The organism is Polaribacter sp. NJDZ03 (assembly GCF_019263805.1).
In the GTDB taxonomy this organism is placed as follows: Bacteria; Bacteroidota; Bacteroidia; order Flavobacteriales; family Flavobacteriaceae; genus Polaribacter.
Genome location: NZ_CP079195.1, coordinates 1591724 through 1614433, shown reverse-complemented (window position 1 = coordinate 1614433; position 22710 = coordinate 1591724). Strand labels below are relative to the sequence as shown.

Below are 22710 nucleotides of genomic sequence, written 5' to 3'. Positions count from 1 at the left end.
ATTTAAGGTAAATAGTTTGTTTTTAGTTTTTTATGATATCCCTCATTTTTAGTTTGAATAGGTTTTTTAAATTCCTTTTTTAGGGTTTTATGAGATTTCTCAATCGCTTTAAAAAGCTCATTTTGGAATGACATTCGTTTTATTATTCCGAAGAATGAGAGGTTGATAAAAAAGTTAAATAGACTTGTAAATTATTATAAAAACAAAAAAAACCGCTTCAAAAAGAAACGGTTTTAAAATATTTAAAGAACACTACGTATTCTACATATAATCTTCAATAGGGTTACAAGAACAAATTAAGTTTCTGTCTCCAAAAGCATCATCTACTCTACGTACAGAAGGCCAAAATTTATTGTCAGCAATATATGGTAAAGGAAAAGCTGCCTGTTTTCTTGTGTATGGTAACGTCCATTCATCTGCCGTTAACATTTCTTGCGTATGAGGAGCGTTTTTTAAAGGATTATTATCATCCTCTTTAGAGGCATTTTTAATTTCTTCACGAATAGAAATCATCGCATCACAAAAACGATCTAATTCTGCCATAGATTCAGATTCTGTAGGCTCAATCATCATAGTTCCAGCAACAGGAAAAGAAACGGTTGGTGCATGAAAACCATAATCTATTAAACGCTTTGCAATGTCTACCACTTCAATTCCGTTTTGTTTAAAATCACGGCAATCAATAATCATTTCGTGCGCAGCTCTATTCATTTCTCCAGTATACAAACTATTATAATGTCCGTGTAAACGTTCTTTAATATAGTTGGCGTTTAAGATAGCATTCTTGGTAGAATCGGTTAATCCTTTGGCACCTAACATGGTAATATATCCGTAAGAAATTAAACACACTAAAGAAGAACCCCAAGGAGCAGCAGAAATAGCTGTAATTGCATTTTCGCCACCTGTAGCAACTACAGGGTTTGTTGGTAAAAAGGGTACTAATTGTGGAGCTACACAAATTGGGCCAACTCCAGGACCACCACCACCATGAGGAATGGCAAATGTTTTATGTAAGTTTAGGTGACAAACATCTGCACCAATCGTTGCCGGATTTGTTAACCCAACTTGCGCGTTCATATTTGCGCCATCCATATATACTTGTCCGCCGTTGGTATGAATAATTTGCGTAACTTCTTTAATTGCTTTTTCGTAAACTCCGTGCGTAGAAGGATAGGTAACCATTAAAGCAGCTAAATTATCTTTATGTAAAATTGCTTTAGCGCGTAAATCTTCTACATCAATATTTCCTTTAGCATCTGTTTTGGTAACTACAACTTTCATACCAGCCATCACTGCAGACGCAGGATTTGTACCGTGTGCAGAAGCAGGAATTAAACAAATATTTCTGTGAGATTCGTTGTTAGATTCATGATACGCTCTAATAGTCATTAAGCCAGCAAACTCACCTTGTGCACCAGAATTTGGTTGTAAAGACGTACCTGCAAAACCAGTAATAATATTTAATTGATGCTCTAATCTTTTTAAAACTTGTTGATATCCTTCCGCTTGATTTAATGGCACAAATGGGTGAATATTTCCCCATTGTGGGTTGCTTAAAGGCAACATTTCTGAGGCTGCATTTAATTTCATAGTACAAGAACCTAAAGAAATCATAGAATGATTTAAAGCTAAATCTTTACGCTCTAATTTTTTAATATAACGCATCATATCTGTTTCCGACTGGTACGTATTAAAAACATCGTTCTCTAAAAACGGTGTATTTCTTGCTATATTTTCTGTAATAACTTCAAAATCTGCATTAAAAGATTCTTTGGTTAAAATCTGATGAAAATCGTCTACAATTTCAGCATCAGCAGCAGTAGATTTCTTTTTAAGTTGACCAAAAATGGTAAACAAGTTCATTAAATCTTTTTGTGTAGTTGCTTCATTTATAGAGATAGAAATATGTTTATCATCTACATAATTAAAGTTTACTTTAAAAGACTCTGCAACAGATTTTACTTTAATAGATTCTATTTCTACTAATAAAGTATCAAAATAAGAAGTATTTAATTGCTTAAACCCAGCTTTTTCTAAATAATCTGCAACTAACTTTGTTTTATTATGTACAGAATCTGCAATAAACTGTAAACCACTTTTACCATGATAAACAGTGTACATACTTGCCATTACTGCTAATAAAACTTGTGCAGTACAAATATTAGAAGTTGCTTTTTCTCGCTTAATATGTTGCTCTCTTGTTTGCAATGCCATACGCAAAGCACGCTCTCCGTTTCTATCTTTGGTAACACCAATAATACGTCCAGGAATACTTCTTTTATATTTTTCTTTAGTTGCAAAATAAGCTGCATGAGGCCCTCCGTAACCTAACGGAATTCCAAAACGCTGTGTGGTTCCTACAACAACATCAACACCAAATTCTGCAGGTGCTTTTAATTTTACCAATGATAAAATATCAGCTGCAACGGCTACTTTAATATTGTTTTCATTTGCTTTGGCAACAAAAGCAGTATAATCATAAACTTGACCATGTTTACCTGGGTATTGTAAAATTGCTCCGAAAAAGTCATCAGAGAAATCAAAATCCTCATGGTTTCCAACCACTAACTCAATTCCAATAGGAGTAGAGCGAGTTTGTAAAACAGATATTGTTTGTGGTAAAACTTCTTCAGAAACAAAAAACTTATTTACATTGGCTTTCTTTTGTGTTCTTTCTCTAACATCAAATAAAAGTGCCATTGCTTCTGCAGCAGCAGTACTTTCATCTAACAAAGAAGCATTTGCCAATTCCATTCCTGTTAAATCGCAAACCATAGTTTGAAAATTTAACAACGCCTCTAATCTACCTTGTGCAATTTCTGCCTGGTAAGGAGTATAGGCAGTATACCAACCTGGGTTTTCTAAAATATTACGCTGAATTACACTTGGCACAATTGCCTCATGATATCCTAAACCAATATACGTTTTAAAAACTTTATTTTTTTCTGATAATTCTTTTATATGAGCTAAATACTCATATTCGCTTTTAGCAGGCGCTAAATCTAACTCATTTTCTAAACGGATATCATCTGGAACAGTTTGGTAAATTAACTGATCTAAACTATCTGCTTTTATCGTTGATAACATTTTTTCTTGTTCCTTTTTATTAGGTCCAATATGTCTGTTTTGAAACAAATTTGTATTCATGTAATAAAGTTTTGATTTGGCTTATTTCAATCGATATAGTTTGTGTTTTATCACCTTTAAATCAATTGGTTTTAAAAGTCTCAAAAGTAGGGAAAAAATAAAATAATTAGTTCATTTTTTGAGCAAAAAAGGTAGAATTATCAACCAAAAAAGAATGTTATGTACATAATTTCAGATAAATATCAAAAGAACCGATTAAATGAGTGTCTTTTCCGTTACTCTTTTTATCTAAAATAGAATTATAAGTAAGGTTGGTATTTGGTTTTGTATTTTATATTTATAAAAATAAATAAATTTATCATCAATCAGTTTAAATTCATTTGGTATAAAACCTATTTTTGTCAAATGAAATTTTTAAAACAGGTGTTCGATTTTTATATAAATGCAAGTATTCATGTTGCGTTTTCTGTGTATGCGCTACTAAGAATTACAGAAGTTTATTTAGATTTATCTTATGATAGTAACTTAAATTATTTTATGTTTTTTGGAACTATTACAGGGTATAATTCTGTAAAATATGCAGGTGTAGCAAAATTACATCATAAAAGTCTAACCAAAAGCTTAAAGAATATACAAGTATTTTCCTTTTGCTGTTTTTTAGCCTTGTGTTACTTAGCATATCAAATTCCTTTAAAAACACTGTTGTATACCATTCCTTTCTGTTTGTTAACGGTTTTGTATGCAGTTCCTTTTTTAAGTGGAGTAGATAAGTCATTAAGGCAGGTAAGCTATTTAAAAGTTATTATTGTAGCTTTTGTTTGGGCTGGTTTTACGGTATTAATTCCTGCGGTAGACGCAGGTAAAGAAATTACTTTAAATGTGCTTTTTTTAATGTTACAAAGGTTTTTAATAGTAGTGGTTTTAATTTTACCTTTTGATATTAGAGATGTAAAATATGATGCTATTTCTTTACAAACCATCCCAAAAAAAATAGGTGTAGCAAAAACAAAGAAATTAGGATTAATGCTGTTGGTTTTCTCTTTAGTTTTAGAATATTTAATTACAGCCAACGCTATGGTTAAAACTCCTTTTATGCTTTTCTTTTTTCTATTGATAATTTTCTTAATGAGAGCAGAAAAAGAACAATCTAAGTACTTCAGTTCCTTTTGGGTAGAGTTATTGCCTATTGTTTGGTGGTTAATTCTTTTAGGATTCCATAATTTTTAAGGTTGAAAAACTATTATTATGGAAGTATTTTTAATTTATCAGAATAAATAAAATAGATATCATAAAACTGTAAGATAGCTTCTTAATTCCCTACTATATTTGTAGATTTACTCACTTAAATTCAACCAAGATTCTTAAGTAATGATTAGCACAAAAAGAAATTATATTTTCGATTTTGACAGTACCTTAACTAAGGTAGAGGCATTAGATGTTTTAGCAGAAATAACCTTAAAGAACAATCCTAAAAAAGAAGCAATTATTCAAGAAATAATTGACATTACCAATTTAGGTATTGATGGCGAAATATCCTTCACAGAATCATTAGAAAGAAGAATAAAATTATTAAAAGCGAACAAAGCAGATTTGTCTGGTTTAGTAGCAGCTTTAAAAAAGCAAGTATCAAAATCTATAGAAAGCAACAAAGAATTTTTCGAAAACTTTGCAGATGATATCTATGTGATTTCTTGCGGATTTAAAGAATTTATAGATCCTATTGTAGAAGAATACAATATACCTTCAGAAAGAGTGTATGCAAATACTTTTGAGTTTGCTGCCGATGGTGAAATTATTGGTTTTGATGCTAATAACCCATTGTCTCAGCACAACGGAAAAATAAAGTGTTTAAAAGACATGAATCTCGAAGGAGAAATACAAGTTATTGGTGATGGGTACAGCGATTATGTAACTAGAGAAGCTGGTGTAGCAGACAAATTTTTTGCTTACACAGAAAACGTTTCTAGAATTAAAACAACAGAAAACGCAGACCACATTGCCCCAAATTTAGATGAATTTTTATACGTAAACAAATTGCCAAGAAATATCTCATACCCAAAGAACAGAATTAAAATTTTATTATTAGAAAACGTACATCCAGATGCTTTTAACAAGTTGTCTACAGATGGTTTTTCTGTAGAAACAGTTTCTAAAAGTTTGTCTGAAGATGAATTGATAGAAAAAATAAAAGACGTACACGTTTTAGGTATTCGATCTAAAACAAACGTAACGCAAAGAGTTGTAGACGCAGCAGAAAAATTAATGGTAGTAAGTGCTTTTTGTATTGGTACCAAACAAATAGATTTAGAAGCGTGTAAAGAAAGCGGAATAGTTGTTTTTAACGCACCATACAGTAATACACGTTCTGTTGTAGAATTAGCTATTGGAGAAATTATTATGTTAATGCGTAGTGTTTTTCAAAGAAGTACAGAAATTCACAACGGGCAATGGAATAAAACTGCAGAAGGTTCTAGAGAAGTTCGTGGTAAAAAACTAGGTATTGTTGGTTATGGTAATATTGGTAAGCAATTATCAATTTTAGCAGAAGCTTTAGGTATGGATGTTTATTATTACGACGTAGAAGATACTTTAGGTTTAGGAAATGCAACTAAAGTAGATCAATTATCAGATTTATTAGCATTATCTGATGTGGTTACTGTACATATTGATGACAATTCTGCAAACAAAAACTTTATTGGAGAAAAAGAAATTTCTCAAATGAAAGATGGTGCACATTTAGTAAACCTTTCTCGTGGATTTGTAGTTGATATTAATGCTTTAGCAAGCGCTTTAAAAAGCGGAAAATTAGCAGGAGCAGCAGTAGATGTTTATCCTTCTGAACCAAGAAAAAATGGGGAGTTTTATACAGAGTTACAAGGTTTACCAAACGTAATTTTAACACCACACGTTGGTGGTAGTACAGAAGAAGCACAAAGAGACATTGCAGACTTTGTACCAAGTAAAATTATGGCATATATGAATTCTGGAAATACAGTAGATGCTGTAAATTTCCCTAATATTCGTTTACCAAGACAAACAAATGCACACCGTTTTTTACATATTCATAAAAATGTACCTGGTGTAATGGCTAAAATAAATAAAGTTTTAGCAGAATACGAATTAAATATTAACGGTCAATATTTGTCTACAGATCCAAAAGTTGGCTATGTAATTACAGATTTAGACAAAGAATACAACAAAGAAGTTTTAGAAGCCTTAAGAGAAATTGAAGGGACTATTAAATTTAGAGTATTGTATTAATATATAGTAAATGAATAAATATCTATTTATTTTCATTTTATTAATTTCTTATAATTCATTCTCTCAACTTAATTTTAAAACTTATTTTAAAAAAGCAGAGAATGGATTTGAGCTTTTAGCAGACAACAATGAGTATTGTCCGGTTTCGGTTGAGGTAGATTTAGAGTTGGTTAACTTGTCTACATCCAACGGAAATTTTAAAACGTACGTAATTCCTGCAAGAACCACAGGCTTTATAATTACAAATTTAAAAGCCATAAAAGCGGGCGGATACAAATACAATTCAAAAACAAAGTATAATTACGGAGACTTTGCAAAGAAAGAGATAGATACTATTGCCGTAAAGCAGCAAGACACTGTTGCGGTTGAAGAATACATTTACAATCTTCCTTTTAAAAAAGGAAAAAAGTTTAAAGTATCTCAAGGTTATAATGGCACAATAACACATCAAAAGAAAAATGCACTAGATTTTTTAATGCCAATTGGTACGGATATTTATGCAGCAAGAGAAGGCGTTGTAATTAAGGTGGTAGATCATAACACCAAAACATGTGTTACCAAAGGCTGTTTAGAGTTTAATAATTATATTTTAATCTATCATTTAGATGGTACATTCTCCGATTACGTACACATAGATACCAATTCTGCTAGCGTAAAACCAGGTGATAAAGTAGCCAAAGGTCAGTTAATTGCTAAAAGCGGAAACATTGGTTGGTCAACCGGTCCTCATTTACATTTTGAGGTTTTTAAGCAAGAAATTATCAAGCGAGAAACCCTTAAAACCAAGTTTAAAATAAACGACGGAACAGAAGCCCCCGTTTATTTAGAAGAAAAAGTAAAGTATCAAAGAAAGTATGAATAGGCTTTTTTTAAATAGAAAACACCCTTCAGATTTTATAATTTGAAGGGTGTTTTTTTTGAAGCTATTTTCTGCTTTCACTATATCTTTTTGCTGAAAAAGCAAAAAAGAACTCAAACAAATAGTTCAACCAGGGCTAGACTTGTTTGCAAATATGTTATTCTTAATAAGAACCTAGCACTCTGTTTATTTTAATACTGTGCTTTATAGCTGTGTATGTATTTGTGATATTAAAATTTCTAAATTTTTATAAACTGCTACTTTTCAAAGAAAAATATAACTGCTTTGATGAAAGCAAAGATAAATAATTTTAATATCGGTTGCTTACTACAGTCTTTTTCAGGCTATCCTACTTTTTTTCGAATGCTATGTAGTGAGTCGTATTTTCATTGAATAATGGAATTATCTTAACTTCGCATTTATAGGTTGTTCCGTCTTTTTTGTAGTTTACTATAATTTCTTTAAAAGGCTCGACTTGTTGTATTTTTTCCTGAATTCTATTTTTAGTTTTTACGGAAGTTTCTTCTCCTTGTAAGAATTTAGGAGTTTTGTTTATTGCAAATTTTTTAGAATAACCAGTCATTGATGTAAATCCTTCGTTTACCCAAATTATGTTTTGATTTTTGTCAGTTACGATTAATGCTTCATAGTCATTTTCAGAAAAAGCAAGATCTAGGTCATTTTTCCAATTGAACTTTTTAGCAAAAGAAAGCACTTGTTCTATTTCCATTCTCTTTTTAGCTTCTATTAACCTGCTATAGTAATCATCCATAAAAATATCCCAACTCACCAAAGGCGTCGCTTTTACTGTTGAAATTTCAACTTTTGGCTTTATTTCATTATATTCTTCTCTATTAAGACTAGATAAGTAAATATCCAAACATTTCATGTCAGTAAGATTATTCTTCATAGTGTCCTTGGTATTCAATATTGTTGCAATGTGTTTTTAAAAGCTTTGTTACTTGGTTTAAGTAGTGATTCTCTCAAGTGAGTTAAAAGTAAAACAGCATATTTAAAATTACTCCTTTTTATATTTCTTATGTTCTATTTTCTTTTTCTCTAAAATTGCATAAAATTTTCGTGGCGATATTTTTAGATCTTTTGTTATTTCGCTCACTTTTTTCTTTCCTTTTGTATACAGCTTTAAATTTTTGTTTACTTCTTTGTCAAAATAGTGTTTTTCTAATTTCGCAACAATTTGTAATTCAGTCAGATTTGAATCATTTGCATATTTTTCAATTTCCGATTTAATGTCTTTAAAATTACTCATATTTATCAATTTTAATGCTTTTACTCAATGAATTCTATGGTTGGTGTATGTGGTTTATTACGTTGTTTCAGCAGTGAATGTACTAAATAAACTACTAACTACGAAATTCCGAAGGGATTTCTAAAGTGAGCAAAACTATCAATTAGTTATACTAGATATTGGCTTTTCGTTGTTTTATTCAGCAATACTTTTACATCCGATTTAATGAGTAATTAATAACTGACTAAATTACAGATACTGTTTGGTTTTATTTTTTAATTCAGTTTCTGATTTTGTAAACGAGCTAAAATACTTTAATGCTATAAACTTACTAAATTCAAATAATGAGTAAGAATTCTATAAAATTATATTTTTGTATTTTGTTTTTACGTTTTTCTAATTAGATCCGTTAACTGGTTTTGTTACAGGTTCTTGAAAATCACAAGATACTTCTTGAAAATCGTCGATAAAAGGAGGATTATTTCCACTTGGATTATTGGGATTATAATTAGGGTTTGCCTTTGGTATATTTACAACTTTAGTGCAATCATCTTCACAGCTAAAAAATAAAGTTATTACAATTGTTAGAGTTAAAATTTTTGTAATCTTTTTTATTAATTTCATTTTTTATTAATTTTATTTAAAAAGTTCGTTTTTGAATTTATTTGTCAATGAATGCTTACTTATTATACCTAAAGTTTTATTTTTTCTTTCAAATCAACAATCATTTTATCTTTTACACCTAAATAACGTTTACTACCTAAATATCTATTCTTATTAAATTCATCATAATTAGCTTCATCAGCACTCATAGAACTTAAATGCACGTTACCAGAAGAATGAATAAATTCCATTTTATCATTGCCCAACCAAATACCAACATGCACAACACGTTGTTTTTTATCTGATGTGGCTTTTGTACCAAAGAACATTAAATCTCCTTTTTCTAAATCTTTAAATTGTAGGTTTTTATCTACTGTTTTACCTGCGTTAATTTGCTGAGAAGCATCTCTAGGAATGATAAAACCATTCATTAAATAGACCATTTTTGTAAAACCACTACAGTCAACTCCTTTGCTAGAAGTTCCGCCCCATAAATAAGGAGAACCAGTTAATGTTTTTGCTACAGTTTCTACATTTTCTTTGGATGCCTCCACGCTTTCTAACCAAGAATTGTAAATAACAGCTTCCTCTTTTTTAAGAAACCCAATTCTGTTATCAGGATATTTTACTTTATAGAAATTATCGTCCTCAGAAAGATACTGTAGTAATCCACCTAAAGTAATGTCAGAAACAATTTCAGAATCAGTAGATTTATCAACATAAACATAGCCGAAATTTTTGGCAAACATTATTTTTTTAGCATCGTTCCAAGCATTAAAATCGTTTTTAGTTATTAATTGAATTCCACCTTTATCAACCCAAGAAATATAATTATCCGGAGTCTGAATTCTATAGAAGTCGCCTTTTTTATCTAAAACTTTTAAAGACATTCCTAGCAAACCTTGCGTACCTAGTTCTGCAGCATGTTTTGGATTAGAACGAATATTAATTACAGAATTTCTAGCAATTGCATATTGTAGGTTTCCTATGGCAGAATCCGGTAAAACACGTACGTTATTGGTAAATGCTAATTTTCTGTTTTTTAAGCTATCTAAAAAAATAGTAAATGCTTTTTTAGAAGTTGTTTCTCCTTCTAAAATAAGTTGATTGTCTGCAGATTCAATATTAATATCAAACAACTCTACACGTTTGTCAGGTGCAAATTCAGCCTTTAAAGTTGTGTAAATTGTTGTTAATTCATTTGTTGGTTTTTGCTCATTCTTACAAGAAAAAGAAATAAGAAGCATACTTAGCAATAAGTATTTATAAAGTTTCATAAATGTCTATTTTGTGTAAAAATACAAAAAAAGAGAATTTATTTAATTGCTTTATTAATCCAATATTATTGAAACTTATTTAGGATTGTTTTATATTTGGAGACACTCATTTTTTAAGCTGATGAAATATCAAAATAATTTAGAATTTGCCAAACAGCAAGATAAAGAAGATCCTCTTTCTTATTTGCGCAATCAATTTCACATTCCGAAAGATAAAAACGGAAAAGACTGGTTATATTTTACAGGGAATTCTTTGGGCTTACAGCCAAAATCTACTAAAAAATATATCAATCAAGAATTAGAAGATTGGGCAAATTTAGGTGTAGAAGGTCATTTTGAAGCAAAAAATCCTTGGTTACATTACCATGAGTTATTAACCGATAAAATGGCGAAAATTGTTGGCGCAAAACCAATTGAAGTTGTGGTGATGAATACGCTTACCACAAATTTACATTTGTTAATGGTATCTTTTTACAGACCAACAAAAACCAAATATAAAATTGTTATAGAAAGTGATGCTTTTCCTTCAGATAGATATGCAGTACAATCTCAATTAGAATTTCACGGATTTTCTAAAGAAGATGTTATTGAGTGGAAACCAAGAAAAGGAGAAGAATTATTAAATATTGAAGATTTAGAAACCATTGTAGAAGAACAAGGTGATGAAATTGCTTTGTTATTAATTGGAGGCGTGAATTATTACACCGGTCAGTTTTTAGATTTAAAGCGAATAGCCGAAATTGGTCATGCTAAAGAGTGTGTTGTTGGAATTGATTTAGCCCACGGAGCAGGAAATATTCAGCCAAATTTACATGAATCAGGAGTCGATTTTGCCGCTTGGTGTACGTACAAATATTTAAATTCTGGTCCCGGAAGTTTAGCTGGGTTATTTGTGCACAAAAAACATGCAAAAAATAAAGACTTACCACGTTTTTCTGGTTGGTGGAATCACAACAAAACCACCCGTTTTAATATGCGCATGCCTTTTGATGTAATGGAAGGAGCAGAAGGTTGGCAATTATCCAATCCGCCAATATTATCTATGGCAGCCATAAAAGCATCTCTAGATTTGTTTGATGAAGTTGGGATGGATGCTTTAAGAGAAAAATCAGAAAAACTAACCGGTTATTTCGAGTTTTTAATCAATGAAATTGGTTCTGAAGATATTAAGATTATTACGCCAAGTAATCCAAAAGAACGCGGTTGCCAATTATCCATTCAAGTTAAAAATGCCGATAAAAGTTTGCATAATAAACTAACTGAAAAACATATTATTACCGATTGGCGAGAACCAGATGTTATCCGTTGTGCGCCAACGCCAATGTATACTACTTTTGAAGATGTGTACAATATGGTTTCAATATTAAAAGAGTTATTGTAGATAGAAGAAACCTCACAGGTTTTTAAAACCTGTGAGGTTTAATTTTAGAAAAAAATGAACAAAACAGATAAAATATTAATAATCGGTGCAGGTTTATGTGGAAGTTTACTTGCTTTACGTTTAGCACAAAGAGGTTATAAAATTGAATTATACGAAAGCAGACCAGATTTAAGAACCACAGATATTTCTGCCGGAAGGTCAATCAATTTAGCCTTGTCGGACAGAGGTTTTAAAGCGTTGCGTTTGTGTGGAGTAGAAGAAAAGGCTAGAGAAATTTGCATACCAATGTATGGTAGATTAATGCATGACAGAGCAGGAAACACCTTTGCATCTAATTATTCTGGTAGAGAAAATGAATATATCAATTCCATTTCTCGTGGCGATTTAAACGCATTGTTATTAAATGAAGTAGAAAAGCACGAAAACGTAAACATTCATTTTAATAAAAAATGTAAAAATGTTGATTTAGAAAAGAATACGGCACATTTTAAAGATAACAAAACCAAAGAAGAGTTTTCTATAAAAGCAGATGTAATTTTCGGAACAGATGGTGCAGGTTCTTCATTAAGAAAAAGCTATTATTTAGAACGTAAATTTCTTTTTAGCTATTCTCAAAATTATCTAAATCACGGTTATAAAGAATTAGAAATTCCTGCAGATAAAAGCGGAAAACATCAAATTAGCAATCAGCATTTACACATTTGGCCTCGTGGCGATTTTATGTTAATAGCCTTACCAAATTTAGATGGAAGCTTTACAGTAACGCTCTTTTTAAGTTATAATGAAGGCGAGTTTAATTTTGAAAACTTAACATCCGAGGAAAAAATCACTGAATTTTTTGAGAAAGAATTTCCAGATGCTTTGGCAATTATTCCAAATATAACAGCCGAATTTATAAACAATCCAACTGGAGCTTTGGGTACTGTAAAATGTTCTCCTTGGAGTTATCAAAATAAAACTGTTTTGTTGGGAGATTCCGCACATGCAATTGTACCTTTTTACGGACAAGGAATGAATGCTTCTTTTGAAGATATTACCGTTTTTGATGAAATTTTAAATCAAAATTTAGATTCTTGGGAAACCATTTTTAAGACGTACGAAAAAGCAAGAAAACAAGATACGGATGCCATTGCAGATTTAGCGATTGATAACTTTCATGAAATGAGAGACCACGTTGCAAATCCTATTTTTAAAGAGAAAAGAAAGATAGAAATGGATTTAGAAAAGACGTTTCCAACCCAGTATTTTTCTAAATATTCTTTAGTCACTTTTAATGCAAATATTGGGTATAATGAAGCTATGAAACGCGGTAGAGCGCAAGACAAAGCGTTGTTAAATTTAATTGCAGGAGATGACGTTCACACGCATTTAAACATGACCAAAGCCGAATTACAAGTCATTTTAGAGAAAGTAAACACAGAAACAAATAACATTTTAGCAGAAGATAAAATTGCAGGTATGTAGTTTTTTTAGAAGCTATTTCCTGCTTTCCGCACTCGCTTTTTTTATTCAAAAAAGAATAAAAAAGAGCTCAAACAAATGCTTCAATCAGGGCTAAACCAATTAATAAAAGCTATTGCTTAAAGAAAATAAAAGCTAGTCAAAAGATATAAATTTTTAATAGTGTAGAATTAACTAAAAATGTCTCCTCGAGCATTACAGAAATCAAAAAGTATTTTGATTGAAAGTAGCGAACGTAGTTCACTAGAGGATGATAAATATAATAATCAACTAAAAATGTCTCCTCGAGCGCAGTCGAGAGGTAATTATGAAAACGTATTTTGTATACATATTAAAATGTTCAGATAATTTACTTTACACAGGGATTACAAATAATCTCGAAAGAAGGTTTGAAGAGCATCAAAAGGGTTTAAATAAGAGTTGTTTTACTTTTAAAAGAAGACCTTTAGAGTTGATTTTTAATCAAGTTTTTAATGATGTAGAACAAGCCATTTATTTTGAAAAGAAAATAAAAAAATGGAGCTCTAAGAAAAAGTTAGCATTAGCAAATGAAGATTTTGATCTGTTACAAATTCTTTCTGAATGTAGAAATGCAACACATCATAAATAGTTCTCGACTGCGCTCGAACTGACAAGAAAATAATGAATATCTCCTCGAGCATTACTGAAATCAAAAAGTATTTTGATTAAAAGTAACGAACGTAGTTTATCAGAGGATAAAAATATAATATTTTAACTAAAAATGTCTCCTCGAGCGCAGTCGAGAGGTATTTATAAAAACGTGTTTTGTATTCATATTAAAATGCTCAAATAACGAACTGATAAAAAAATAAATGAAAAAATATATAGTTTTACTACGCGGAATAAATGTCTCAGGAAAAAACAAACTTCCAATGGCAGAACTACGCGATTTATTAAACGATTTAGGTTTTAAAAACGTACAAACATACATACAAAGCGGAAACATTATTTTAGAATCAGATGAAGGTAAATCTGTAATTTGTAAGAAAATTAATCAAGAAATTCAAACTAAATTTGGTTACGATGTTCCTGTAATTGCAAGAACAATTCCTCAATTTAAAAAAGCAATTACTAGTTATCCTTTTCCTACAGACAACACCAAAATAGTTGCTTTTGTTTTCTTAAACAAAAAGGTCTATGAAACAAAAGTTGAGGTAAAAGATATTGAGAACGATCAATATTTAATTGATAATGATATGGTATATATTTATTGTGAAAGTAGTTTTTCTAAAACAAAACTTTCTAATAATTTATTTGAGAGAAGCTTGTATGTAAGCGCAACAACTAGAAATTATAATACCACATTAAAGTTATTAGAGTTGGCAGAAAGCAATTAAATTGATATGAAATATACAATTATTGGCGCAGGAATTGGTGGGTTAACGACAGCTTTGGCTTTTGAACAAAAAGGAATCGACTATCAGATTTTTGAAAAAGCAGCTGTTTTAAATGAAGTCGGAGCCGGAATTTGGTTAGCGCCAAATGCATTGCAAGTTTTAGAAAGTTTAGGTGTTTTAGAAGACGTAATTACTAACGGAAATTTTATTGATAGAATTACCATTGGAAAACAAGATTTATCGCCAATTTCAGATAGTCATCAAGATTTTATAAAGGATATTTTTGGTTATACTACAGTTGCAATACATAGAGCAGCGCTTCAAAAATTGTTGTTTGATAAAATTCCGAAAGAGAAAATATTTTTAAATAAAGGATTTGAATCTTTTAAAGAAATAGCAGCCAACAAAATTGAAATTACTTTTAACGATACTTCTAAAACTACAACCGATTTTTTAATTGCTGCAGATGGCATCAACTCTAAAGTTAGAAAGCAATTATTTCCAGAAAGTAAGAAAAGATATTCTGGACAAACTTGTTGGCGAGGAATTACAAATAGGGTGTTAGAAGACCATTTATTACACAGAGGATTTGAGCTTTGGGGCAATAAAATTAGATTCGGAATTTCTAAAGTATCAAAAGATAAAACCTATTGGTTTGCAGTTGTTTTAGCAAAAGAAAATGAGCAAGTTGAGGTTAGTTTGGTAAAAGAGAAGTTGCTAAAAATGTTTTCTGAATTTGATCCTTTAATTACAGATTTAATTGCTGCAACAGATATTGATCGAATTATAAAAAGTGATATTCACGATTTAAAACCGCTTAAAAAGTGGCATAAAAATAATATTTGTTTAATTGGAGATGCAGGTCATGCAACTACTCCGAATATGGGACAAGGAGGCGCACAAGCAATTGAAGACGCGTTTTATTTAAGTAATTTAATTGCTGAAAATAAAGACAAAAATGTGTTTGAGTTGTTTCAGAAAAAAAGACAAAAGAAAGTAGATTTGGTGGTAAATCAATCTTGGATGACCGGTAAAATGGCACATTGGAAATACGGAAGAGGTTTTCGCGATTTTATCTTAAAAAGTGTTCCTAAATCTATTATAAATAAGAAAATGATAGCGTTATATCAGCTAGAAAAATAAGTTATGAATACAGAAATAAAAGAAAAAATAATAGCAGTTTGTGAGGATAAAATAGCTAAAAAAGGAACAAATGTTGGTTTGTCTTTTTATGCATTTTTCAAGAATAAAAATGATAATCCGGTTTTGTTAATGGAAGTCGCTAAATGGTGGATTGAAACTCATAAATTAGATCATTTTGAAAAAGCCGTGAAGATTAAACAGATGGTTTTGGATTATAAATAAGTATCAAGAACAAAGAACAAAGAACAAAGAGACAAATTGCATAGATTGTAAAATGATATAATTTTCGACTGCGCTCGACGGAACATAGAACAAAAAAGATGAATTTAGGATTACAAAACAAAAACGCTTTAGTTTGTGGAAGCACACAAGGAATAGGAAAAGCAACTGCAATTTTATTAGCAGAAGAAGGCGTAAATGTTACGTTAATTGCTAGAAATGAAGAAAAGTTAAAAACAGTTTTAGCCGAATTACCAAACAAGAATCAAAAGCATAATTATTTGGTGGCAGATTTTTCTAATCCAGAAGAGTTACAGAAAGTTTTAGAAACTACAGATTTAAAATTTCATATTTTAGTTAATAATACAGGTGGACCAAAAAGTGGCGCTTTAATTTCTGCAACCTCATCAGATTTAATTAATGCGTTTCAAATGCATGTTGTTTGCAATCAGATATTGGTACAAGCGGTTGTTCCGTTTATGAAAACAGAAAAATTTGGGAGAATTATTAATGTCATTTCTACGTCTGTAAAAGAACCAATTCCGGGTTTAGGGGTTTCTAATACCATTAGAAATGCGGTTGGTAATTGGGCAAAAACATTGTCTACAGAATTGGCAGCCTTTCAAATTACAGTCAATAATGTATTACCAGGTTTTACAGATACGGCTCGTTTAGATGAGATTGTTAAAATAAAAGCTAAAAATGAAAATACTACTGAAACTGAAATGGTTGCAATTATGAAGAGTTATGTGCCCGCAAAACGTTTTGCAAAACCAGAAGAAACTGCTGCTGCTATTGTTTTTTTAACAAGTGAACAAGCAAGTTATATTAATGGAATTAATCTTCCTGTGGATGGAGGTAGAACCAAGAGTTTATAAAAGCCGACCTAAATCCTCCCAAAGGGAGGTAGTTTAATGCAGGAAAAGAATTATATTAGGAGAGTAAAATATATTATTAATAGAAGATTTCAAATTTCACCCAGTTTGGAGTTCCTTCCCTTTGGGAAGGTTAGGATGGGCTTTTTCTTATGAGCAATTTAGTACAGCCTTTAAATTTTAAAAAGTGGATTGATGAACATCGTCATTTATTAAAATCGCCTGTTGGTAACAAGCAAGTTTGGGATAATGGCGAGTATATTGTGATGGTTGTTGGTGGGCCAAATAATAGAAAAGATTATCATTATAATGAAACTCCGGAGTTTTTCTATCAGGTAGAAGGAGACATGATTTTAAAAATAATTGATGATAAAGGCCAACAAATTGATATTGAAATTAATGAAGGTGACATTTATTTGTTGCCTGCAAAAGTGCCACATTCGCCACAAAGAAAAGAAAATACGGTTGGTTTGGTAATTGAGTATCCGCGAAGAAAGAAGATGAAAGATGCTTTGCAATGGTATTGTGAAAACTGTGGAAACCTTTTGTATAGAAAGAAATTTAAGTTAGAAAATATAGAAGTTGATTTGCCAATAATTTTTGATAAATTTTATTCTGATATAGAAAAATGCACGTGTGACAATTGTGGAACGGTAATGGAAGCTCCGAAAAAAGTTGGCAGTTAATCAGTTTCAGTAAGTAGTAAAAAATAAAAAGTTCGTCATTACGAATGAGGAACGAATGAAGTAATCGGTTTGTTAATAAAGAGATTGCTTCGTAAACTCGCAATGACAGTAATCATGGAAAAAAGAAAACTTCGCATAAACGGACATTCACATTTATTGCCTTATCCAGAAGAAATTCCTCAGTTTATGAAGGACAAAGAGATTTTTTGGGTAGACGATGAGCGTAAACACATGTTACAGAAAGGATGGAAACGTCCTGTGACAGATTCTAGTTTTTTCTTAGATGAGAAATTATTGTGGATGGAGAAAAACAAGTTAGATCATGCGGTGGTTTTAAACCTTTCTCAATTATATGGTAACGGTTTACGTTTAGAAGAAATGAAAAAAGCGTTGCGTTTTCAGAATGATTTTAATGCAAAAGTGCAAAGAGAACATCCGTCTAAATTTACGTGTGGTTTTGTGGTGCATCCTGGTTTTATTTATGGTGCTTTAGATGAAATAAAACGTTGTGTAGAAGAATTAGGCTTAAAAGTTTTGTGTTTGCCAACACATTTTATGGATTCGATAGGGCAATGGCGTTGTGTTTTTGATGAAGAAAATGATGCAATTTTTGAATTGGCAGATAAATATAAATTGGCAATTGAAATTCATCCGTATGATGGTGATAAAATGATAAAATTAGAAAATACCAATTGGCGTTTTCACTTAATTTGGATGTTGGCACAATGTGGAGATGCGTATCATTTTTACACCTTAAACGGAATGCAAGAGCGTTTTAAAAATATTAGAACATGTTTTGCTCATGGAGGTCAATTGGCACAAATGAACTTAGGAAGAAGGATACAAGGTTTTGATGGAAGACCAGATTTATTTGAAGGGAAAACGCATCCTAGAAAAGCGGTTGGTCACAAAAATATCTTTTTTGATACTTTGGTGCACGATACAGATTCTTTAAAATTAATGTTTAAAAGGCAAGGCACAAGTCAGGTTTTAATGGGTTTAGACGATCCATATCCGTTAGGAGAAATGGAAAGTGATGCACAGTCTTCTTATCCTGGTAAAATATTAGATCTAGCAATTAGTGAGAATATTATTACCGAAACAGAAAAAGGGCAAATTTGGGAAGATAATGTCTTGCAATGGTTGTTTGGTGATGATGAGGTTGCGAAGCAAGAATTGATTACTAAAATTTTAGGGTAACAATTGTCATTTCGACGATAGGAGAAATCTCATAGGGTTTAGTTTATGAGACTTCTCTTTATATTTCATTCAAAATGACAAATTAATTTTTAGTTTTTAACGATGACTAAAAACTATTTCTCACATTGTTTTAAAACTCCTTCTGCTCTTTTTCGCATAAACTTTGGGTAAAACTCAATATCATTTTTTTCTTTCTTACCAAGGTTAATTGCTCTTTTAATTTCTGCACAATAAGGTTTTGTAGATTTACCGAAGAAACGAGCAGATCCCATATTCCATTCTGCTCGTGCTAAAATAACACGTGGATTTTTAGGTGCAATTTGTAATGCTTTTGCATATAATTGACTGGTTTCTCCAGATAAAGTCATGCCATATTTTTGTCCGTCGAAAGCAATATATCCTAAGTTTAAAAAAGCTTTAGCAACCAAAATTTCTGGGTTGTTTTTAGAATTCGATTTTGCAATATCTAAATACTCCTGTGCTTTAATTAGTTTTGCATTTAAAACAGTTTCGTCTTTTAAACCAAAACATGTAATTGTTTCTATGGTTGCTACATAATAGGCTGGCATCCATTTTTTAGGTGTTGCTTTAGATATTCTTTCAAATAATTGAGAAGCTTCTGTTAAATTCCCTTTTTCCCATAATCCGAATGCTTTTTGCATTCCTTTTTGGTATTTTGTTTGCGCAGCAATCCCTGTCGCAATGAAAATTGCGATGATTAAAATAGATTTTTTCATCTTATAAAATTTTAGGTAGTTGGGTTATATTTTAATTTCAATTGTTTTGTTTGCTATTAATTGAAATTTAGCATCCTTGTACTTTGGAGGTCCCATAAAGCCTCTAGCGTTGTTTGAGCAACCATAGTCTTCTTTAGGGATTTTCATGAAATTGGTGTCCATTTTGTTGTTGCTATTTTCATCATGAATAAAAGAAACAGCATATTCTCCTTTTGGCAAATCTTTAAAAATGACTAATGATTTTTTGTCTTTAATTTTAACAACATCACCTTTAAAATGTTTCTTTAAGAAAGTATCTTTATTGTTATAAAGACCAATTAATAAAGATCCTTTATCAGAATTTAAACCAGAAATATTAATAGTTAAGTTGGCAGTTTCTTCTTGTGCGTTTGTAGTTGAAATTGCACTAAAAATGATAGTGAATATTAAAATTAATTTTTTCATAACTATTTTTCTTTTTTGATATTTCAAATATCAGATGTTTTTAAGGATAATATACAAGAATAATACCGAATTGTTGTTTTTTGTTTCTGAGTTGTAAAAAATACTTGTTTTTTATAAGTAACAAAAAAAAGAGGCTGCCTTAAAAAGTAATAAATCTTGTCATGCAGAACTTGTTTCAGTATCTTAATTTACTGAATATCAAATTTCAAAAGAATCTGAAATAAATTCAGATTGACAAAAAATTACTTTTTAGACAACCTCTTTTAGAAGATGTGTTTAACGTTAATGGTTCATTGCAAAAGAAGCTGCTTTACTTATTTCTTTTAATTCCTTTAATACTAATTTAATCATTTTGTTGAAGTCGAATTTAATTGTAGTTGTTTTCATTTTAGTTGTTTTTATAAAGGATAATATTATCTATTGCTGTTTGTGCGTTTGTGTTTATAATTATTAATTTGTAAGAGCCTTTTTTTAAACTTATTTTTTCATTAAAAAGACACCAACCTTCCGAGTTTGCTTCAGGAAAAAAAGAGATAATTGGCTCTGAGGTATTGTTTAAGTCATTTTCATATATAGCTACTTCTAAATTATAATTTCCCCATTTAGAGAAGTCTCCTGGCTTATAATATTGAAATTGAATGCTTAAATTGTTGCTCGTAAAATCTTCTGTAAAAGTGATTTCTTTTTCTATGGCAGAAACAAAATAACCAAGACAAGTGCCCATATTTGTAGCAACAAAATTAGAATCGTTACCTATATAAGAATAGGTAAGCCAATCTGTAAAATCTTCTTTTTTACCCATGTAAACGGTACCACAGTGGTTTGTTTCTTCGGGAACATTTCTTAATTTTTTTCCAGCAGTGTAATTCCCAAAAAGACTTGTTGTAAAGCCTTCGTTAGAATCTTCAAAATCTAAATTGTAAAGTACTTTTTCATTACTTACACTAAAAGAGATTGACTGTTCGGATGATTGATTATTATTAGTTACCGTTAAAGTGAAGCTATAATTTCCTTGCTCTAAATTTGTTACTGTAATGTCTTTTTTATCATTTTCAAAAAGGGCATTACCACCAGCCGTTTTTTTCCATAAAATACTTTGTATTTGACCAGGTCTACCGGTTATGGTAGCATTTATTTCAATACTATTCTTAGGTAAGAAAATCGTGTCTACAAAATTAATAGCAATTACTGGAGTGCTAAGAGTTTCGTCTTCATTATCTGTACTTGTACAAGAACTGATAATGAAGACAGACAGTAATAATAGTGAGAGCTTTTTCATGATGATAAATAATTTTGGAGTTGTTATTTATAACTACTTTTGTTGACTTTGGTATTAAACGTTTTACTTTATAAAAACCCTCCTTTTTATTTTTTGTAGGGTTTTACCAACTTTAAACGTTTTATAAATAAGAATATATCCTATGAAAGAATTGAAGTCTGTTTGTGATTCTAAAATTTTTGAAGTACTCTATAACAAATACGCAGATGATGTTTATGGGTTTATGTTCTATAAATGTGGCAATAAAAGTTTAGCAGAAGATTTTGTACAAGAATCTTTTGTTAAAATGTGGTCTAATTGTAAAAAGGTAATTTTCGAGAAAGCAAAAGCCTATCTATTTATGGTAGCTAATAATTTATTTATAAGTGATTATAGACATCAAAAAGTGGTTTTAGAACATCAAAAAATAATACCAAATGCTGTTACTTCAGAAACACCAGAATATGTGTTAGAAGAACAAGAGTTTTTAAAAAAACTACAAACGGTTATTGGTAATTTATCAGAAAAACAAAGAGTAGTTTTTTTGATGAACAGAATTGATAAAAAAAAGTACAAAGAAATTGCCTTAGAATTAGATATTTCTGTAAAAACAGTAGAAAAAAGAATGAGTGCAGCTTTAAAAGAAATAAGAACGTATATAAAAGGAATTTAATATGGAAGCTATAGAAAAGTCTGAAACATTGTTGGCTAAATGGGTTTCTGGAGAAATGACTAAAGAAGAACTTAGTGCGTTTAAAAAATCTGAAGATTATAAATTATTTGTTAGAATAAAAGAAGAAGCTACTTTGTTTAAAAGACCAAAGTTTAATAAAGAAGAAGTATTCTCAAAAATAGTAAATGAAATTACAGAAAACAAAAAGGTAATTTCTTTAAAGGCTGATAAAAAAAGTAAAGTTTTTAGTTTAAAAAATATAATGAGTGTTGCTGCAACTTTGTTATTGTTGGTAAGTACTTTTTATTTTTTAAATTTTAATACAGATATAAATACTGGTTTTGGGGAAAAAAGAACAATTATGTTACCAGATAATTCTACCGTTATTTTAAACGCAAAATCTAGTTTATCTTATAATAAGAAAAATTGGAAACAAGATAGAACGTTAGAATTAGAAGGAGAAGGGTATTTTAAAGTAGCAAAAGGAAGCAAGTTTCAAGTAAAGACTACCGAAGGAATTATTAGTGTTTTAGGTACTCAGTTTACTGTCTTTGAAGAAGAAGATTTTTTAACTGTTACTTGTTTTGAAGGAAAAGTAAAAGTAGAAAGAAAGGATATTGTAGTTATATTGACTAAAGGACAAACGTTTTCACAATATAAAGATACTGTTCCTTTAAAAATAGGGACTAAGAAAGTGAATCCGGATTGGTTAAAACAAGAAAGCTCTTTTGTGAGTGCGCCTTTGTTGGTTGTTTTAAAATCTATAGAGAAACAATACCATATTAAAATGATAAATTTAGAATTAAAAAAGGACAAACTTTATACAGGTAGTTTTGTGCATACAAACTTAAAACAAGCCTTAGATGCTGTTTTATTACCTATGAATATAAGTTATACCATTTCTAACGATAAAAAAATTGTTACTTTAAAATAAACATT

General features: G+C 30.4%; 22 protein-coding genes. 14 read left to right on the top strand and 8 right to left on the bottom strand.

Annotated elements, in window-relative coordinates; all coding sequences use genetic code 11:
- Window positions 1-261: 261 nt before the first annotated feature.
- Window positions 262-3147 carry an aminomethyl-transferring glycine dehydrogenase gene (gene gcvP / locus KV700_RS06885; protein ID WP_218599605.1) on the bottom strand — a complete coding sequence of 962 codons (2886 nt, stop codon included), beginning with the start codon at window positions 3145-3147 and terminating at the stop codon, window positions 262-264.
- Window positions 3148-3492: 345 nt separating this feature from the next.
- Here gcvP and KV700_RS06880 point away from each other — a divergent pair, with 345 nt between their 5' ends.
- From KV700_RS06880 to KV700_RS17355, 3 genes are all read left to right on the top strand, one after another.
- Window positions 3493-4314: a hypothetical protein gene (locus KV700_RS06880; RefSeq protein ID WP_166385274.1), complete on the top strand. Its 822-nt coding sequence runs from the start codon at window positions 3493-3495 to the stop codon at window positions 4312-4314.
- Window positions 4315-4455: 141 nt separating this feature from the next.
- Window positions 4456-6348: a phosphoglycerate dehydrogenase gene (gene serA, locus KV700_RS06875; protein WP_166385272.1), complete on the top strand. Its 1893-nt coding sequence runs from the start codon at window positions 4456-4458 to the stop codon at window positions 6346-6348.
- A 10-nt stretch (window positions 6349-6358) separates the two neighbouring features.
- Window positions 6359-7210 carry a M23 family metallopeptidase gene (locus tag KV700_RS17355; RefSeq protein WP_218599604.1) on the top strand — a complete coding sequence of 284 codons (852 nt, stop codon included), beginning with the start codon at window positions 6359-6361 and terminating at the stop codon, window positions 7208-7210.
- 346 nt (window positions 7211-7556) lie between these two features.
- Here KV700_RS17355 and KV700_RS06865 read toward each other — a convergent pair whose 3' ends face one another.
- The 4 genes from KV700_RS06865 to KV700_RS06850 form a co-directional block, all read right to left on the bottom strand.
- On the bottom strand, window positions 7557-8117 hold the full coding sequence (locus KV700_RS06865; protein ID WP_218599603.1) for a PAS domain-containing protein: 561 nt from the start codon (window positions 8115-8117) through the stop codon (window positions 7557-7559).
- 108 nt (window positions 8118-8225) lie between these two features.
- Window positions 8226-8477, bottom strand: a complete 252-nt coding sequence (locus tag KV700_RS06860) for a hypothetical protein (RefSeq protein WP_166385266.1) — start codon at window positions 8475-8477, stop codon at window positions 8226-8228.
- Between the two features lie 375 nt (window positions 8478-8852).
- Complete coding sequence (locus KV700_RS06855; RefSeq protein ID WP_166385264.1) at window positions 8853-9080, bottom strand: hypothetical protein; 228 nt, start codon at window positions 9078-9080, stop codon at window positions 8853-8855.
- A 68-nt stretch (window positions 9081-9148) separates the two neighbouring features.
- Entirely contained in the window at window positions 9149-10336 is a 1188-nt protein-coding gene (locus tag KV700_RS06850; RefSeq protein WP_218599602.1) for an NlpC/P60 family protein, read from the bottom strand.
- Between the two features lie 121 nt (window positions 10337-10457).
- Here KV700_RS06850 and kynU point away from each other — a divergent pair, with 121 nt between their 5' ends.
- The 9 genes from kynU (at window position 10458) to KV700_RS06805 (ending at window position 18659) form a co-directional block, all read left to right on the top strand.
- Window positions 10458-11717, top strand: coding sequence for a kynureninase (gene kynU / locus KV700_RS06845; RefSeq protein ID WP_218599601.1), 1260 nt, complete (start codon window positions 10458-10460; stop codon window positions 11715-11717).
- A 54-nt stretch (window positions 11718-11771) separates the two neighbouring features.
- Window positions 11772-13181, top strand: a complete 1410-nt coding sequence (locus KV700_RS06840; RefSeq protein WP_218599600.1) for an NAD(P)/FAD-dependent oxidoreductase — start codon at window positions 11772-11774, stop codon at window positions 13179-13181.
- A 304-nt stretch (window positions 13182-13485) separates the two neighbouring features.
- On the top strand, window positions 13486-13788 hold the full coding sequence (locus KV700_RS06835) for a GIY-YIG nuclease family protein (RefSeq protein ID WP_218599599.1): 303 nt from the start codon (window positions 13486-13488) through the stop codon (window positions 13786-13788).
- Window positions 13789-14011: 223 nt separating this feature from the next.
- Window positions 14012-14536 (top strand): DUF1697 domain-containing protein, encoded by a 525-nt coding sequence (locus KV700_RS06830; protein ID WP_218599598.1) that lies wholly within the window; start codon window positions 14012-14014, stop codon window positions 14534-14536.
- 6 nt (window positions 14537-14542) lie between these two features.
- Window positions 14543-15679, top strand: a complete 1137-nt coding sequence (locus KV700_RS06825; protein ID WP_218599597.1) for an FAD-dependent monooxygenase — start codon at window positions 14543-14545, stop codon at window positions 15677-15679.
- A 3-nt stretch (window positions 15680-15682) separates the two neighbouring features.
- The gene (locus tag KV700_RS06820; protein ID WP_166385249.1) at window positions 15683-15901 is read left to right on the top strand and encodes a DUF6500 family protein; all 219 of its coding nucleotides are present in this window, start codon (window positions 15683-15685) and stop codon (window positions 15899-15901) included.
- Window positions 15902-15999: 98 nt separating this feature from the next.
- Window positions 16000-16776 (top strand): SDR family oxidoreductase, encoded by a 777-nt coding sequence (locus tag KV700_RS06815; protein WP_166385247.1) that lies wholly within the window; start codon window positions 16000-16002, stop codon window positions 16774-16776.
- 149 nt (window positions 16777-16925) lie between these two features.
- Window positions 16926-17459, top strand: a complete 534-nt coding sequence (locus KV700_RS06810) for a 3-hydroxyanthranilate 3,4-dioxygenase (RefSeq protein WP_218599596.1) — start codon at window positions 16926-16928, stop codon at window positions 17457-17459.
- Between the two features lie 114 nt (window positions 17460-17573).
- Window positions 17574-18659: an amidohydrolase family protein gene (locus KV700_RS06805; protein WP_218599595.1), complete on the top strand. Its 1086-nt coding sequence runs from the start codon at window positions 17574-17576 to the stop codon at window positions 18657-18659.
- A 113-nt stretch (window positions 18660-18772) separates the two neighbouring features.
- On the opposite strand, the gene KV700_RS06800 is transcribed toward KV700_RS06805, so the two are convergent.
- The 3 genes from KV700_RS06800 to KV700_RS06790 all read right to left on the bottom strand — a co-directional run bounded on the left by KV700_RS06800 (window position 18773) and on the right by KV700_RS06790 (window position 21119).
- Entirely contained in the window at window positions 18773-19396 is a 624-nt protein-coding gene (locus KV700_RS06800; RefSeq protein ID WP_218599594.1) for a hypothetical protein, read from the bottom strand.
- 24 nt (window positions 19397-19420) lie between these two features.
- Window positions 19421-19840, bottom strand: coding sequence for a DUF2141 domain-containing protein (locus KV700_RS06795; protein WP_166385239.1), 420 nt, complete (start codon window positions 19838-19840; stop codon window positions 19421-19423).
- Between the two features lie 388 nt (window positions 19841-20228).
- Complete coding sequence (locus tag KV700_RS06790; protein WP_218599593.1) at window positions 20229-21119, bottom strand: hypothetical protein; 891 nt, start codon at window positions 21117-21119, stop codon at window positions 20229-20231.
- Window positions 21120-21261: 142 nt separating this feature from the next.
- Between KV700_RS06790 and KV700_RS06785 the strand changes: the two genes are divergently transcribed.
- The gene (locus KV700_RS06785; RefSeq protein WP_218599592.1) at window positions 21262-21771 is read left to right on the top strand and encodes an RNA polymerase sigma factor; all 510 of its coding nucleotides are present in this window, start codon (window positions 21262-21264) and stop codon (window positions 21769-21771) included.
- A gap of 1 nt (window position 21772) precedes the next feature.
- Complete coding sequence (locus KV700_RS06780; RefSeq protein WP_218599591.1) at window positions 21773-22705, top strand: FecR family protein; 933 nt, start codon at window positions 21773-21775, stop codon at window positions 22703-22705.
- Window positions 22706-22710 lie beyond the last annotated feature (5 nt).

Excerpts from the sequence above, each read along its gene's own strand:
- KV700_RS06790 (WP_218599593.1), bottom strand. The coding sequence starts at position 21,119 with ATGAAAAAGCTCTCACTATTATTACTGTCTGTCTTCATTATCAGTTCT.
- KV700_RS06830 (WP_218599598.1), top strand. The coding sequence starts at position 14,012 with ATGAAAAAATATATAGTTTTACTACGCGGAATAAATGTCTCAGGAAAA.
- KV700_RS06780 (WP_218599591.1), top strand. The coding sequence starts at position 21,773 with ATGGAAGCTATAGAAAAGTCTGAAACATTGTTGGCTAAATGGGTTTCT.
- KV700_RS06865 (WP_218599603.1), bottom strand. The coding sequence starts at position 8,117 with ATGAAGAATAATCTTACTGACATGAAATGTTTGGATATTTACTTATCT.
- KV700_RS06795 (WP_166385239.1), bottom strand. The coding sequence starts at position 19,840 with ATGAAAAAATTAATTTTAATATTCACTATCATTTTTAGTGCAATTTCA.
- serA (WP_166385272.1), top strand. The coding sequence starts at position 4,456 with ATGATTAGCACAAAAAGAAATTATATTTTCGATTTTGACAGTACCTTA.
- kynU (WP_218599601.1), top strand. The coding sequence starts at position 10,458 with ATGAAATATCAAAATAATTTAGAATTTGCCAAACAGCAAGATAAAGAA.
- KV700_RS06860 (WP_166385266.1), bottom strand. The coding sequence starts at position 8,477 with ATGAGTAATTTTAAAGACATTAAATCGGAAATTGAAAAATATGCAAAT.
- KV700_RS06820 (WP_166385249.1), top strand. The coding sequence starts at position 15,683 with ATGAATACAGAAATAAAAGAAAAAATAATAGCAGTTTGTGAGGATAAA.
- KV700_RS17355 (WP_218599604.1), top strand. The coding sequence starts at position 6,359 with ATGAATAAATATCTATTTATTTTCATTTTATTAATTTCTTATAATTCA.
- KV700_RS06810 (WP_218599596.1), top strand. The coding sequence starts at position 16,926 with ATGAGCAATTTAGTACAGCCTTTAAATTTTAAAAAGTGGATTGATGAA.
- gcvP (WP_218599605.1), bottom strand. The coding sequence starts at position 3,147 with ATGAATACAAATTTGTTTCAAAACAGACATATTGGACCTAATAAAAAG.
- KV700_RS06855 (WP_166385264.1), bottom strand. The coding sequence starts at position 9,080 with ATGAAATTAATAAAAAAGATTACAAAAATTTTAACTCTAACAATTGTA.
- KV700_RS06785 (WP_218599592.1), top strand. The coding sequence starts at position 21,262 with ATGAAAGAATTGAAGTCTGTTTGTGATTCTAAAATTTTTGAAGTACTC.
- KV700_RS06800 (WP_218599594.1), bottom strand. The coding sequence starts at position 19,396 with ATGAAAAAATCTATTTTAATCATCGCAATTTTCATTGCGACAGGGATT.
- KV700_RS06840 (WP_218599600.1), top strand. The coding sequence starts at position 11,772 with ATGAACAAAACAGATAAAATATTAATAATCGGTGCAGGTTTATGTGGA.
- KV700_RS06825 (WP_218599597.1), top strand. The coding sequence starts at position 14,543 with ATGAAATATACAATTATTGGCGCAGGAATTGGTGGGTTAACGACAGCT.
- KV700_RS06850 (WP_218599602.1), bottom strand. The coding sequence starts at position 10,336 with ATGAAACTTTATAAATACTTATTGCTAAGTATGCTTCTTATTTCTTTT.
- KV700_RS06815 (WP_166385247.1), top strand. The coding sequence starts at position 16,000 with ATGAATTTAGGATTACAAAACAAAAACGCTTTAGTTTGTGGAAGCACA.
- KV700_RS06805 (WP_218599595.1), top strand. The coding sequence starts at position 17,574 with ATGGAAAAAAGAAAACTTCGCATAAACGGACATTCACATTTATTGCCT.
- KV700_RS06880 (WP_166385274.1), top strand. The coding sequence starts at position 3,493 with ATGAAATTTTTAAAACAGGTGTTCGATTTTTATATAAATGCAAGTATT.
- KV700_RS06835 (WP_218599599.1), top strand. The coding sequence starts at position 13,486 with ATGAAAACGTATTTTGTATACATATTAAAATGTTCAGATAATTTACTT.